This window comes from Microvirga flocculans ATCC BAA-817 (genome assembly GCF_000518665.1).
In the GTDB taxonomy this organism is placed as follows: Bacteria; Pseudomonadota; Alphaproteobacteria; order Rhizobiales; family Beijerinckiaceae; genus Microvirga; species Microvirga flocculans.
In genome coordinates this window covers 1-14,250 of sequence record NZ_JAEA01000024.1, presented here as the reverse complement: position 1 = coordinate 14,250, position 14,250 = coordinate 1, and the positions used below count along the sequence as shown (strand labels likewise).

The following is a 14,250-nucleotide window of genomic DNA, read 5'->3' as shown; positions in this document are numbered from 1 at the left end:
GTCTCGGTCACACGGCGGATGAGGAACTCGCGGTGCGGGTCGAGCTTGGAATAGCGCCAGCCGCCCTCCGGCTTGGGCGCTAGGCTGCCGGTGTCCCGATAGGCAGCCATCAGCCGGACCACGAAGGCGACCGACACGTCAAAGTGCCGGGCAGCGGCATGACAGGAGTGCCCCGCCTCGACAAAGCGCGCCACGCGGCGGCGAAGGTCCAACGAGTAGGACTTGGTCATCGCTCATCTCCTCCAAAGAGGGCCAAGATGAGTGAATCACGAAGCCGTCACATCGTATAGTCCAAACGATTCCGTCAGAATTGCCCTTGCTCTAGGTGGAAGCCGGTTTCTGTTGCCGCGCAGCCCCGACCGACCGAGGTTTGGGCCCGCGGGACCAAGCCTTGCGACACGCGCTATCTCATTGATAAACCATTGCAAATCTTTCGCATCATGGCTTTTTCCTGCCTTTCTTAGACCATGGGCTAAACCGGGCCTGGGAACCGTTTGATTTGCATCAATGCCCTCTACCGCCCCGCCTCATAAACGAGTCTGCTGACGGTGAGGCCGGGGGCTTTGCCGATAAAACTCAAAAGGTTGAAGCCTATGGCTCAAGCGGTAGCACCCTCAAAAGGAATGACACTCGGCGAAGCGGGTTCGGCCCTTGCCTTCGCCGGACTGGCATTGCTCAGCATCATTATTGCGGCAAAGGCCTATACGCCCGAATACGCCTTCCATGCCTATCTCTTCGCGGCGGGCAGCGTCGCGGCCGTGTTCGCGATCGTGAACCGGTATTACGAGCGTCCCGCTCAACTGCCGCCGCAGACCATCGACGGAAAGCCCAATTACAATATGGGGCCGGTCAAGTTCGCGACCATCGCTTCCGTGATCTGGGGCATCGCGGGCTTTACCATCGGCCTGCTGATCGCCCTCCAGCTGGCGTTCCCCGCGCTCAATTTCGATACGTCCTGGCTCTCCTTCGGCCGGATGCGTCCGCTTCACACCTCGGCGGTGATCTTCGCCTTCGGCGGCAACGTCCTGATTGCGACGTCGTTCTACGTCGTGCAGCGCACCTGCCGTGCCCGCTTGGCTGGCGAGATCGCTCCCTGGTTCGTGGTGCTGGGCTACAACTTCTTCATCGTCATCGCGGGCACGGGTTACCTGCTCGGCATCACCCAGGGCAAGGAATATGCCGAGCCCGAGTGGTATGCCGACCTGTGGCTGACGGTCGTGTGGGTGACCTATTTCCTGGTCTTCCTCGTCACCGTGATGCGCCGCAAGGAACCCCACATCTATGTGGCCAACTGGTTCTATTTCGCCTTCATCCTGACCATCGCGGTCCTGCACCTGGGCAACAATGCGACGATCCCCGTCTCGCTGTTCTCGCCCAAGAGCTACATCGTGTGGTCGGGCGTGCAGGACGCCCTGGTGCAGTGGTGGTATGGCCATAATGCGGTCGGCTTCTTCCTGACCGCCGGCTTCCTCGCCATCATGTACTACTTCATCCCGAAGCGTGCCGAGCGGCCGGTCTATTCCTACCGCCTCTCCATCATCCACTTCTGGGCCCTGATCTTCATGTACATCTGGGCAGGCCCGCACCACCTCCACTACACTGCCCTGCCCGACTGGGCTCAGACGCTGGGCATGGTGTTCTCGGTCATGCTGTGGATGCCCTCCTGGGGCGGCATGATCAACGGCCTGATGACCCTCTCCGGCGCCTGGGACAAGCTCCGCACGGACCCCGTGCTGCGCCTGATGGTCGTCTCGGTCGCCTTCTACGGCATGTCGACCTTCGAGGGTCCGCTCATGTCGGTGAAGGCGGTGAACTCCCTGTCTCACTACACCGACTGGACCATCGGCCACGTGCATTCCGGCGCCCTCGGCTGGGTGGCCTACGTCTCCTTCGGCGCGATCTACTGCCTCGTTCCGTGGCTGTGGAACAAGAAGGAGCTCTATTCCATGAAGGCCGTCTCATGGCACTTCTGGATCTCGACCCTCGGCATCGTCCTGTACATCTCGTCGATGTGGGTCGCGGGCATCCTCCAGGGCCTCATGTGGCGCGCCTATACCGGCCTCGGCTTCCTCGAATACTCCTTCATCGAGACGGTTGAGGCGATGCATCCCTTCTATGTCATCCGTGCACTTGGCGGCGCGCTCTTCGTGGCCGGCAGCCTGATCATGGCCTGGAACGTCTGGAAGACGATCTCGGCCGGTCAGGAGGCCCAGGAAGCATCGAAAGCCACCCAGCCCGCACTGATCGCCGCGGAGTAAAGGAAACGACCATGTCACTCTGGTCACGTCATAAAATCTTCGAGACCAACTCGATCATCCTCGTCATCGGCGTGCTGATCGTCATCTCCATCGGCGGGCTCGTGGAGATCGTGCCCCTCTTCTACCTGAAGAGCACCATCGAGAAGGTGGAGGGCGTCAGGCCCTACACCCCGCTCGAACTGGCTGGCCGCAACATCTATGTGCGGGAGGGCTGCTACAACTGCCACAGCCAGATGGTTCGTCCGCTCCGTGACGAGGTCGAACGCTATGGCCATTACTCACTGGCGGCCGAGAGCATGTACGACCGGCCCTTCCAGTGGGGCTCGAAGCGCACGGGCCCGGATCTCGCCCGTCTCGGCAACAAGTATTCCGACGACTGGCACCGTGATCACCTGAGGGATCCGCGCGCCGTGGTGCCCGGCTCGATCATGCCGAGCTATCCCTGGCTCGAGAAGAACGAGCTCGACGCGAAGACCATCGGTGACGACATGAAGGTCCAGGCGGCCCTCGGTGTTCCCTATACCGATGAGATGCTCAAGAAGGCCGAAAGCGACCTGCGTACCCAGGCCAATGCGGACGATCCCAACACGGCCGACCTCGCCAAGCGCTATCCGAACGCTCAGTCGCGCAACTTCGATGGGAACCCGCAGAAGGTTACCGAAGCCGATGCCCTGATCGCCTATCTGCAGATGCTCGGAACGCAGGTCGACTTCAAGCTCTACGACAACAAGGCCAACGTGCGCTGAGGACTGACGATCATGCCGGCCACATACAAATTCTTCGCTGAATTCGCCCAGACCTGGGGGCTTATCTACTTCGTCGCCGTGTTCGCGGTGGTGCTGGTATATGCCCTCGCTCCTTCGCGGAAGGACCGCTTCGATGCGGCTTCCCGCATGCCTCTCCAGGAGGATTGATCCCATGGCCCACGAGACACACGAACAGGTCGATGCCCTCACCGGCGTCACCACCACCGGGCACAGCTGGGACGATATCCAGGAACTCAACAATCCGCTGCCGCGCTGGTGGCTGTGGACCTTCTACCTGACCATCGTCTGGTCCGTGCTCTATGCCATTGCCTATCCGTCCATTCCCCTGGTCTCGTCCTATACGAGGGGGCTGCTCGGCTGGCATTCCCGCGAGGCGGTCGAGGTCGACCTCGCCGCCCTCAAGGACCAGCGCTCTGGCATGACGGCCAAGCTTGCCTCCAGCTCCCTGGAGGAGATCAAGCAGAACCCCGAGCTGTTCGCCTTTGCGCGGGCCCAGGGCAAGGCGTCCTTCGGCGACAATTGCGCCCCCTGCCACGGTGCAGGCGGTGCCGGCGCCAAGGGCTACCCGAACCTGAACGACGACGACTGGCTGTGGGGCGGATCGCTGGCCCAGATCGAGCAGACGATCCGTTACGGCGTCCGCTCGACGAGCGATCAGGGACATTCCGGCACTATGCCCGCCTTCGGCCGCGACGGCATGCTCAAGCGGGAAGATATCTCGAACGTCGCCGATTATGTCCGTTCGCTGTCGGGGCTTCCGACGGACAAGGGGGCCGATCTGAAAGCCGGCGCTCAGGTCTTTGCCGACAACTGCGCTGCCTGCCACGGAGACAAGGGCCAGGGCATGCAGGAACTCGGCGCGCCGAACCTCACGGACAAGATCTGGCTGTTCGGGGCTGACAAAGCCACGATCATGGAGGGTCTCCAGAACGGCCGCGGCGGCGTGATGCCTACCTGGCACGGCCGCCTGGACGACACGACCATCAAGGCGCTGACCCTCTACGTTCACTCCCTGGGCGGCGACCAGCGGCCCTGAACGAAGATCCGGACTGCGCGGCGGCCGGGGGGCAACCTCCGGCCGCTGCTTGATTTGGATCAAGGCGGTTTTAACGGCCCCATCGTATCCCAACGCCATCTGATTGAAGACGATTGCGACGGATTCGATGGCTGACGCCCCCCTTCCCCAGTCCCTTGGAGCAGCCGATCCGGCCTCGGCCGACGAGGCCCCGCTCTACGTCCCCCGCAAGCAGATCTATCCGCAGGCGGTGAAGGGGCGGTTCCGCACGATCAAGTGGGTCGTGCTCGCCATCACGCTCGGCATCTATTACTTCCTGCCGTTCATCCGGTGGGACCGCGGCCCCAATGCGCCGGATCAGGCCATCCTGGTGGACCTGCCTCACAGGCGCTTCTACTTCTTCTTCATCGAGATCTGGCCGCAGGAAGTATATTACATCACCGGCCTTCTGGTGTTGGCGGCGCTCACCCTCTTCCTGATGAATGCCGTCGCAGGACGCGTCTGGTGCGGCTATCTCTGCCCCCAGACCGTCTGGACCGACCTTTTCTACGCTGTCGAGCGCTGGATCGAGGGCGACCGTCGCGAGCGGATGCGCAAGGACAAGGAGAAGCTCAGCCTCAAGACGGTCGGCCAGAAAGGCCTGAAGCACTTCATCTGGCTCATGATCGCCTGGTGGACCGGCGGCGCCTGGGTCCTGTATTTCGCCGATGCGCCGACCCTCGTGTATGAGCTGGCGACCTTCCAGGCCCCCCTCATCGCCTATATCTGGATCGGCATTCTCACCTTCACGACCTATACCCTCGCCGGCTTCATGCGCGAGCAGGTCTGCACCTATATGTGCCCCTGGCCCCGCATTCAGGCCGCATTGACGGACGAGTACGCCCTGAACGTCACATATCGTTACGACCGGGGCGAGCCGCGCGGCTCGGTGAAGAAGAACGATGCCTTGCGCAGGCAGGGACTGCCGGCCGGCGACTGTATCGACTGCGATCAGTGCGTCGCCGTGTGTCCGACCGGCGTCGACATTCGCAAGGGCCTGCAACTCGACTGCATCCAGTGCGGCCTCTGCATCGATGCCTGCAATTCGGTGATGGAGAAGATCGATCGCCCCCTGAACCTGATCGCCTATGACACCGACATGAACGTCAAGGCCCGTATGGAAGGAAAGCCCGAGGTGCGCCGCATCGTGCGTGCCCGTACCCTCTTCTATGCCGGAATCATTGCTGTTGTCGGCTCGATCATGATCACGTCGCTGGCTCTCCGGCAGAACATTTACCTGAGCGTCATGCATGACCGTAACCCGCTCTTCGTGCGCCTCTCCGACGGGTCGATCCGCAACGGGTTCACGGTCCGGGTCGCCAATAAGCACCTCGACGAGCGCCGCTATGCGATCGGCGTGGAGGGTCTGCCCAATGCGAAGGTCGATGTCGTCGGCGGTGAGATCGACCAGCAGGGCCGGTCGATCATCGTGGTCGGCCCGGATCAGACGCAGGAAATGCGCGTGCTCGTGACCCAGACGGCCTCGGCGGCCCCGGCCTCGACGGAAATCCAATTCGTCCTGACGGATCTCTCGAACGGCGACCAAGTCGCGACGAGCGATCACTTCAAGGCTCCTTAAGGATTCATGCCATGTCGAAAACAGCGACTCAAGGACGGACACCTAAGCCCCTCACAGGGCGTACGGTCCTCATCTACTTCCTCGGCTTCTTCGGCGTCGTCTTCGCCATGAACATTTACATGGTGCGGGTGGCTGTCTCGAGTTTCAGCGGCGTCGAGACCGAGAGCGCCTACAAGGCTGGGCTTTCCTTCAAGAACGATATCGCGGCAGCGCAAGCTCAGGATGCGCGTCACTGGTCCGTTGAGGCATCCCTCCAGCGGGGAGAGGCCTCCGGCGTGATCATCACGGCGCGGAATGCCCAGGGACAGGCGCTCGCCGGGCTGACCCCTGAGGTCCGCCTCGCTCACCCGACGGACAAGCGCCGGGACATGCTTCTGGAATTCGTCGAGCTGACCCCGGGCCAGTTCAAGAGCCTGACGCCCATGCCGGAAGGCCAGTGGGACCTTGTCATCGGCCTGCGCCGCGACACCGAAACCGTCTTCCGCTCCAAGAGCCGCGTCTCGCTCTGAGGATACCCGCCCGATGGCTGAAACCCTCGATCTCTCCATCTACGTGAAGCGGCAGGACGACGGCACGGCTCATCTCGACCTTGCCGTCGAGGGGATCGACTGCGCCGCCTGCATCGACGAGATCGAAGGGGGACTTTGCCGGTTGCCCGGCATCGTGGACGCACGGCTGAACTACACCAATCATCGCCTCGCGGTCGAATGGCGGGATGGGGAGCTTTCTCCGGCCCATGTCGTCGAGGAGCTTCGGCGGCTGGGCTATCGGGCGCATCCCTTCCGCTCCCGCCTCGTGGAGGAGGAGGAGGCCCGCCGGGCCCAGTGGCTCCTGAAATGCCTGGCGGTGGCGGGGTTCGCCTCCATGAACATCATGCTGCTGGCCGTTTCCGTCTGGTCCGGCAACGTAACCGACATCACCCCCGAGACCCGCGACTTCTTCCATTGGCTCGCCGCCCTCATCGCCCTGCCCGCTGCGGCCTATGCCGGTCAGCCCTTTTTCAAGAGCGCGATGAACGCGTTGCGCAACGGCCGCACCAACATGGATGTGCCCATCGTCATCGGCATCCTGTTGGCGCTCACCATGTCCGTCGTCGAAACCATCAACTCCGCAGAGCACACCTATTTCGACTCGGTGGTCATGCTGCTCTTCTTCCTGCTCTGCGGCAGCTACCTCGATCAGGCCATGCGCCGGAAAACCCGCGCCGTGGCGAGCAATCTCGCCTCGTACCGGTCCGAAGTCGCGCACAGGATCGAAGAGAACGGCGAGGTCGTCCTGATGCCGACCGCCGCCCTGAAGGCCGGAGACAGGGTTCTCGTACGTCCGGGTGAGCGCATCTCCGTCGACGGCATCGTCCTCTCCGGTTCGTCGGAGGTCGATGAAAGCCTCGTGACGGGTGAGACGGCCCACCGCCCCGTCAAGGTCGAAGGGCAGGTTTACGCCGGGAGCATGAACTACAACGGCACCCTGACGCTGCGCGTGACGGCTGCGGGCAAGGGAACTCTGCTCGATGAAGTAGAGCGTCTGCTCGAGAATGCGGCGGCGGCAAAATCGCGCTACGTGCAGCTGGCCGATCGCGTCGCGAAAATATACGCTCCCGTCGTCCACGCCGCCGCGGCCCTGACGGCCATCGCCTGGATCGCGACCGGTTCGTCCGTCCACGATGCCCTGATCACGGCCATCGCGGTGCTCATCATCACCTGCCCCTGTGCCCTGGCCCTCGCCGTGCCTGTGGTTCAGGTCGTCGCGTCGGGCGCGCTTTTCCGGGCCGGCGTGTTCCTGAATGCAGGCGATGCCTTCGAACGCTTGGCAAAAGTGGATACCGTCGTCTTCGACAAGACTGGCACCCTGACCCTGCCGACCATGAGTGTGATCAATGCCGGTGAGCTGGATCCAGCCCTGCTGGAGGCGGCAGCTCGCCTGGCCCTGTCGAGCCACCATCCCCTGGCCTCGGCGGTGGCGCAGAGCGCGCAGAACCGTCAGCCCCATGAGACCGTGGTCGAGGAGCCCGGCAAGGGCGTGCGGACGAGTGTCGATGGGGCGGAGATGCGTCTCGGCAGCCCTGCCTTCTGCAATGCCGAGGACTTGGCGCAGAAGGCTGCCGCGGCCGATCCGACCGCCTCCATCATTGCCTTTTCCTGGGGAGAGAAGCGTACCGTTCTGCTGGTGCGCCAGGCTCTGCGTCCGGATGCCGTCGCGGTGGTCATAGAACTGCGCGAGCGGGGCTTCGATTGCCGAATTCTGTCGGGTGACAGGCCCGAGGCCGTGGCGCCCGTCGCCGAAGCGTTGGGAATCGCCATGTGGCGCGGCGGTTGCAACCCCGCAGGCAAGATCGAGGCCTTGGAGGGCCTGAAGGCCGAGGGGCGCAAGGTGCTGATGGTCGGCGACGGCCTCAATGATGCTCCGGCTCTGGCTGCAGCCCATGTCTCTCTTTCTCCGATCAGCGCCGCCGACCTCACGCAGGCCCACGCCGACGCCGTCTTCCTGGGCGACAAGCTCAGGCCCGTGCTGGACACCATCGACATTTCCCGCCGTGCCCATAGCCTGATGCGTCAGAACCTGGGCATTGCCCTCGTCTACAATCTGATTGCGGTCCCCCTGGCGTTTCTCGGTTACGTGACGCCGCTCGTTGCCGCGCTGGCCATGTCGGGATCGTCGACGCTCGTGACCCTCAACGCCCTCCGGGCGCGTGGGCGGACGCCCTCGCCTCAACCCGAGGCGGCCCCGGTTCCCCCTTCCCCGGCGATGCAAGGAGCCTGATCCCATGGAAGTCCTCATCTATCTCGTTCCCATGGCCTTGCTGCTCGGGCTCACCGGACTGGCCGCCTTCATGTGGTCGCTGAAGAACGGCCAGTATGACGACGTGCAGGGGGCTGCCTTCCGCGTCCTGTCCGACGACGACATCCGGAAATGACCTCCGCCACCGCCATGCCCCGGGCGGGGCAGCTCGAATGCATTTGTGAGCCCGGCGCCCTGGGCGATGCGGCCCCGGACCGGCGCGGAACGGCACTCCTGGCGACGGGCTTTGCCTTCTCCGTGCTCGCCCAGGTCTTGACCCTGAGCATCCTTCCCCTGGCGGGATTGTCGCTGGCACCGAGCCAGGGGCTGGCGACCCTGCCCTATGCGGCCTTCTATATCGGCGCTGCCCTTGCGAGCCTTCCCGCCTCCCTCCTGCTCGACTCGTTCGGGCGTCGGGCCGCCTTTTCGTTAGGGGCAAGCCTGGGCGCTGCCGGTGGCCTGGTCCTGGTTTGGGCCCTCGTGACACTGCATTTCGGAGCCCTGGTGCTCGGCGCTTTCTGGCTGGGGATCGCAGGCGGCTTTGGTCTGTTCTACCGCCACGCCGCCGTGCCGGTTGGCGGCCGGGGACGCGTGGCCCTCCTGACCGTCTTCGGGATGGCGACCGTTGCGGGCCTGGCTGCTCCAACCATTGCCAGCCTCGCCGAAGCGGCGGCCGTTCCCATAGCCTTCGCCGGTACGGCGGCGGCCGCGGCCCTCGCCCACGTAGCCTCGCTCGCCGCCACTGCTGCACTGCCTTACCAGAAGCGTCGGGAGCAGGAGACGGAAGCCGCAGGGCTGCAGGGGTGGCGCTCGGTTCTTCTCCCGACCGTCATCGGCATGGCCGGCTGGTTCGCCATGACGGCCCTGATGGGAGCGACCCCCATCGCCGTGATCGGCTGCGCCCCGTCGGAGGCCGCCGTGGGCGCGGTGGCATGGCATGTCATCGCCATGTATGCCCCCTCCCTGGCATTGACGATTTTGCCTCAGGCCGCCCGGGCCGTGCCGCTGTCTGCCGCCGGGACCCTTGTGCTGACGTCCGGAGCCATTGCTTTTTCTCTCTCCAGCTCGGTTGCAGGTTTTTCCGCTTCTGCCGCCCTTGTAGGGGGCGGCTGGTCCTTGGTCATGCTCGGCACCACGCTTTGGGTTCACGGCAAAGGGCCGGTTTCGCGCTGGCTTCTCGGTTTCCATGACGGCGCTCTTCTCGCCGGAGCGGTTCTGGGGGCTTTTGCCGCCAATGCTTTTGCATAAGCTCGATCTGATGTGGACCTCGCGCCCGGCTCCTGAGGAGCACCTAAGGGAAACCCCTTAGGTAGCAGACCTGAATTTGAGCCACGCCGTTTCGGCAGTACCCATGAACCATCGTCAAGTCACAAGAACACGAGGGTTCGATGCATACTGCGCTCGTCACCAAAGCCTCTTCTTCGGCCCTTCCCCTCTTCACGCTGGAAGCTCCCCAGTTCCACAAGCCCGCCGATACGGCGGCCCCGGCTGTCGGATCGGTGCACTCCTACGCCAAGGATGAGGAAATTTTCGCCGAAGGCGACCGCGCAGGGTTCGTCTACAAGGTGCTCTCGGGCGTTGTCCGCACCTCCAAGCTTCTGAGCGACGGGCGCCGCCAGATCGATGCCTTCCATCTGGCTGGCGACATCTTCGGGATCGAGGCTGGAGACGAGTATCGCTTTTGCGCCGAAGCGGTCGGAGATTGCGTGGTGATTGCCTACCGGCGCAGCAATCTCGCAGTCCTCATGGGCAACGATACCCAGCTTGCCCAGGACATGACGATGGGGATGATGCGGTCTCTCGTGCGCGCACAGAACCACATGCTTCTTCTCGGCCGCAAGTCGGCTCTGGAGAAGATCGCGACCTTCCTTCTCGACATGGCAGAGCGCATTTCCGACAGTGATTCCTTGGACCTGCCCATGTCCCGCACGGACATCGCCGACCACCTCGGATTGACGATCGAGACCGTTTCCCGATCCTTCACCCAGCTTGAACGGCAGGGGGTGATCGAACTGCCCTCCGCCCGTCATGTCGTTCTGAGCAACAAGGCCGCGCTGGAGCGCCTGAACGCGTAAGCTGCCGGGAGATGACGGCTTGGGCCTCCCTCGCTCTCATGCCATGAAAAAGAACTCATGCTGCCCTTTGGCCAGGAACCTTGGGCAGCCTGAGTTCGCGAGCTATTCGCACGGCCGGCAGATGCAGGCACGCCTTTTCCGCATTGGCGAAAAAGAGAGCCGGAAGGCGCCAAATCCCGCCTGAGATCAAGATCAGATTTCGGAAAATTATGATAAGGCGGCGTGGATGCTGTCGAGCAGATCGCTGTCGTGCAGAGGCTTTTCGAGAACCCGGCGGAAGCCTGAGCGAGCCGCGCGGCCATAGAGCTCTTCATTGACCTGGGAAGCGATGAGGATCGCAGGGCTATCGATCTGGCGCTGCCGCAGCCTGCCGACGAGTTCGATCCCGGTCATTCCAGGCATATTGTAGTCGATCACGTAGCAGCCGTCCCGAGGCAGGTCGGGTTCCGCAAGCAGGTCAATGCCGTTCTTGAACAGGCGCACAGACAGGCCCTCGAGCTCAAGGGCAAACTTCAATGAGTTTCGCACCGCGTCATCGTCGTCCACGACAATGACCGGTCCCGTGAGCTGAGACATCGTAAAAAGCCTGCCGGTTCCCTAAAATCCTGGCTTCAGGCGCATTCCCTCAGCCAATGCTCCGCATTATGCATGAAGTAGGCTTGCTCCCTACTCAGGAATATCCCTTAAGCGCCTATCTGGCCTCTATCAGAAGGGCGAGGCGAACGAGCTCGGACAAGCTTCGCGCCTGCATTTTCGCCATCACATTGGCCCGGTAGATCTCCACCGTTCGCGGGCTTATTCCGAGATCGTAAGCAATGACCTTGTTGGCCTTGCCGGCCACGAGCCCATCCAGTACCTGCCGCTCACGCTCGGACAGCGCCTCGAAACGCGTCTGAATCTGGGCGACCTGAGCGTCATGGTGACTGTTCTTCTCGTGGCGCGCCAAAGCGTCCTTGACCGTCGCGAGGAAGACGTCGTCCCCGAAAGGTTTTTCGAGGAAATCGATCGCCCCTTCCTTCATGGCCTCGACCGCCATCGGCACGTCGGCATGTCCTGTGATCACGATGACCGGAAGCGAGATCCCGCGTTCTTTCAGACGGCGGATCAGCTCGATGCCGTCGATTCCCGGCATGCGGACGTCGGTGACGATACAGCCCGCTTCGGCGTCCAGCATTTCCTCCAGGAAGGCGGTGCCGGATTCGTAAAGACGGACAGGAAGTCCCTCCGAGGCGAGCAGGAACGCCAGTGACTTACGCACCGCAACGTCATCGTCAACCACGTGCACGGCAACATCACTCGGCATTCGTCATCTCCTCCCGCCTGATCGCTCTGAGTGTGAAGTGGAATGTCGTTCCCTCGCCTGGCTTGGAATCGGCCCAGATCTTTCCGCCATGGGATTCGACAATGGTTCGGCAGATCGAGAGGCCTACGCCCATGCCATGCTTCTTGGTGGTCACGAAGGGATGGAAGAGCTGCGCCGCGACCTCGGGGGCAAGCCCCGGTCCGGTATCTTCCACGATGAGCTCGACGAAGTTTTCGTCCAGGAGCCGGGTGGCGACCCTGAGTTCCCGGCGCGAAGTTTCCTGCATGGCCTCGATGGCATTGCGGATCAGGTTCAAGAGGACCTGCTGAACCTGAATTCTGTCGGCAAGGACATAAGGGGCGTTCGGATCGAACTGAAAGACGACCCGCACGCCTTGCTCTTTGGCTCCGACGAGGGAGAGCGCGCCCGCCTCCTCGATGAGCTTGGGCAGATTCTCGATATGCCGCTCGCTCTCGCCACGAGCAACGAATTCACGCAAGTGCCGGATCACCTGCCCTGCCCGCAATGCCTGCTCACCGGCTTCGTTCACGGCGTCCCGGAGCATGGGAACCGCATCGCCCTCCATGCGCTCCAGGATGCGGCGGCAGCCCTTGAGGTAGTTCGTGATCGCCGTCAGCGGCTGGTTGATCTCGTGGGCGAGCGTGGAGGCCATTTCTCCGAGAGCCGTGAAACGCGACATGTGCACGAGCTCGGATTGAAGCTCCTGCAGGCGGGTCTCCGTCTGCTGCCTTTCCGTCAGATCGCGAATGAAACCCGTAAAATACCGGATGCCGCCCGAGTGCATCTCGCCGACGGCGAGTTCCATGGGAAAGGTGGAGCCGTCCTTGCGCCGGCCGACGACAACCCGTCCAATCCCGATGATCCGCCGTTCCCCGGTGGTCAGGTAGCGCTCCATGTAGGAGTCATGCAGTTCGCGGTGGGGCGGAGGCATGAGAATGCTCACATTCTCGCCGATCACGTCTTCGGCGTTGTACCCGAAGAGACGGACAGCCGTCGTGCTGAATGACTGGATCAGTCCCTGCTCATTGATGACGATCATGGCGTCGGGAACGGTCTCCAGGATGGAGCGCAGGTGAGCCTCGCGCGTCCTGATGGCCTCCTCCGCGATAAGCCGCTCGGTGATGTCCCGTGCAATCAGGGCGAAACGATCGTCCTGGCCGATCGCCCCGGCAATCGGCGTGATGGTGACCTGCGCCATGAAGGCCGAGCCATCCTTTCGAGCCCGCAGGCCTTGCGTTTCATAACGCCCTTTCTCACGAACGACCCGGAGCTCCTTTTCCAGCCTCTCGGCCCCACCGCCGTCCTTAGGGTAAAGAATGGCCGCGGATTGCCCCAAGACTTCGGTCTGGCACCACCCATGGATATGTTCAGCCCCCCTGCTCCAGCTGGTTATCCGGCCAGTCTCGTCGAGCACGAGCAAGGCGGTATCCGTCACCGTATTGATGAGAAGCTCGGCGGTTGATGGCTGAAAGCATGGCCTGTCGGCGGGCGAAGGTATCTGTGTCAAGGAAACCTCTTTCTTCGGGGCGCATCATAAACAGCTTGAACGCGCTCCGACAGCGGCCAATCGACCTGCCCTATACACCATCGCCATGCAAGCCGCACGTCACAATATACCCGATGCCCTTCACGGATCGGTTGCGAGGAGCAAGCGATCCCTCATACCGTACCACAAGAACAGTGTAGCTCCCCGAGCGCTCCGCCCAGTCGACGGAGAAATCTCCTCTTGCATTTTCGCGATCGACCTTTATATCGGCGCTTCCTTTGCGGGGATTGATTTGATCGGTTCTGCGGGGTGATTTTTTCGGACAGGGCGGGGATGTGCGTATCCCGGGTCAGCGATGGCTTGGGGGCGTTCCGGTTTGTTCGGGCCATGAGCGTGCGGGGGTTCGACGGGTCGTCGGGCTTGGGCCCGGGGCTCCTCTGGCGGCGTATTTTCCGGCAGCGGCGGCGGGGCTTTCAGCTCTGCGGCGGGAGCGGCGCAGAAGCGGCAGCGTTTCTGCGGACGGTATGACTTTGCCTGTTCTTGGGAACGGCAGAGAATGACTTCGAGAGAGCTTGCGAAAAGCTTCGAATTTCTCTCGAAGGCCTGTTGACACCGCTCCGGGGCTCGCCTAGATACGCTTCATCGGCGGCGCGGTTCTTGGTTGGGATGGCGCTGTGTGGGGGATTTGGTTCCCTGTGATTTTGCTCTTTGACATTGTTGAGAGGGGAAGAGAAGCGTAGGCGGCGGTGTCCTTGCGCCGGGCCCTTTGGGGTCTGGGGAACGACATTGACCGGATCTATGCTTTGGTGAGTACACCGCTTCGGCTTTGGCTGGAGTGAGAGTGGCTCTGTCAATTTGCGTAGTGAAGTCTTGATCATTCTTTCAACTTGAGAGTTTGATCCTGGCTCAGAACGAACGCTGGCGGCAGG

Annotated in this window: 14 protein-coding genes; 10 read left to right on the top strand and 4 right to left on the bottom strand. The window is 62.6% G+C overall.

What is annotated here, in order from left to right; genetic code table 11:
- A partial coding sequence (locus L879_RS0117970) for an IS630 transposase-related protein (protein ID WP_027317314.1) occupies window positions 1-230 on the bottom strand: 230 nt, incomplete at its 3' end.
- 393 nt (window positions 231-623) lie between these two features.
- Here L879_RS0117970 and ccoN point away from each other — a divergent pair.
- The 10 genes from ccoN to L879_RS0117920 all read left to right on the top strand — a co-directional run bounded on the left by ccoN (window position 624) and on the right by L879_RS0117920 (window position 10,511).
- Window positions 624-2,258: a cytochrome-c oxidase, cbb3-type subunit I gene (gene ccoN / locus L879_RS0117965; protein WP_438268123.1), complete on the top strand. Its 1,635-nt coding sequence runs from the start codon at window positions 624-626 to the stop codon at window positions 2,256-2,258.
- 11 nt (window positions 2,259-2,269) lie between these two features.
- Complete coding sequence (ccoO, locus tag L879_RS0117960; protein WP_027317312.1) at window positions 2,270-3,004, top strand: cytochrome-c oxidase, cbb3-type subunit II; 735 nt, start codon at window positions 2,270-2,272, stop codon at window positions 3,002-3,004.
- A 12-nt stretch (window positions 3,005-3,016) separates the two neighbouring features.
- Window positions 3,017-3,172 (top strand): cbb3-type cytochrome c oxidase subunit 3, encoded by a 156-nt coding sequence (locus L879_RS0117955; protein WP_027317311.1) that lies wholly within the window; start codon window positions 3,017-3,019, stop codon window positions 3,170-3,172.
- Window positions 3,173-3,176: 4 nt separating this feature from the next.
- The gene (gene ccoP / locus L879_RS0117950; protein WP_027317310.1) at window positions 3,177-4,061 is read left to right on the top strand and encodes a cytochrome-c oxidase, cbb3-type subunit III; all 885 of its coding nucleotides are present in this window, start codon (window positions 3,177-3,179) and stop codon (window positions 4,059-4,061) included.
- 127 nt (window positions 4,062-4,188) lie between these two features.
- The gene (ccoG, locus tag L879_RS0117945) at window positions 4,189-5,658 is read left to right on the top strand and encodes a cytochrome c oxidase accessory protein CcoG (RefSeq protein WP_027317309.1); all 1,470 of its coding nucleotides are present in this window, start codon (window positions 4,189-4,191) and stop codon (window positions 5,656-5,658) included.
- Between the two features lie 11 nt (window positions 5,659-5,669).
- Entirely contained in the window at window positions 5,670-6,167 is a 498-nt protein-coding gene (locus L879_RS0117940; RefSeq protein ID WP_027317308.1) for a FixH family protein, read from the top strand.
- A 13-nt stretch (window positions 6,168-6,180) separates the two neighbouring features.
- Window positions 6,181-8,418, top strand: coding sequence for a heavy metal translocating P-type ATPase (locus L879_RS22210; protein WP_051435419.1), 2,238 nt, complete (start codon window positions 6,181-6,183; stop codon window positions 8,416-8,418).
- A gap of 4 nt (window positions 8,419-8,422) precedes the next feature.
- Entirely contained in the window at window positions 8,423-8,572 is a 150-nt protein-coding gene (gene ccoS, locus L879_RS0117930) for a cbb3-type cytochrome oxidase assembly protein CcoS (protein ID WP_027317307.1), read from the top strand.
- On the top strand, window positions 8,569-9,684 hold the full coding sequence (locus tag L879_RS0117925; protein WP_027317306.1) for an MFS transporter: 1,116 nt from the start codon (window positions 8,569-8,571) through the stop codon (window positions 9,682-9,684). The genes ccoS and L879_RS0117925 overlap by 4 nt, the downstream gene beginning before the upstream one ends.
- A 140-nt stretch (window positions 9,685-9,824) precedes the next feature.
- On the top strand, window positions 9,825-10,511 hold the full coding sequence (locus L879_RS0117920) for a helix-turn-helix domain-containing protein (protein WP_027317305.1): 687 nt from the start codon (window positions 9,825-9,827) through the stop codon (window positions 10,509-10,511).
- Between the two features lie 207 nt (window positions 10,512-10,718).
- On the opposite strand, the gene L879_RS0117915 is transcribed toward L879_RS0117920, so the two are convergent.
- The 3 genes from L879_RS0117915 to L879_RS0117905 all read right to left on the bottom strand — a co-directional run bounded on the left by L879_RS0117915 (window position 10,719) and on the right by L879_RS0117905 (window position 13,342).
- The gene (locus L879_RS0117915) at window positions 10,719-11,087 is read right to left on the bottom strand and encodes a response regulator (RefSeq protein WP_027317304.1); all 369 of its coding nucleotides are present in this window, start codon (window positions 11,085-11,087) and stop codon (window positions 10,719-10,721) included.
- Between the two features lie 115 nt (window positions 11,088-11,202).
- Window positions 11,203-11,814 carry a response regulator FixJ gene (gene fixJ / locus L879_RS0117910; RefSeq protein ID WP_027317303.1) on the bottom strand — a complete coding sequence of 204 codons (612 nt, stop codon included), beginning with the start codon at window positions 11,812-11,814 and terminating at the stop codon, window positions 11,203-11,205.
- A complete protein-coding gene (locus tag L879_RS0117905; RefSeq protein WP_027317302.1) occupies window positions 11,804-13,342 on the bottom strand; it encodes a PAS domain-containing sensor histidine kinase in 1,539 nt (512 codons plus the stop codon). Before L879_RS0117905 ends, fixJ begins: the two co-directional genes overlap by 11 nt.
- Between the last annotated feature and the right edge of the window lie 908 nt (window positions 13,343-14,250).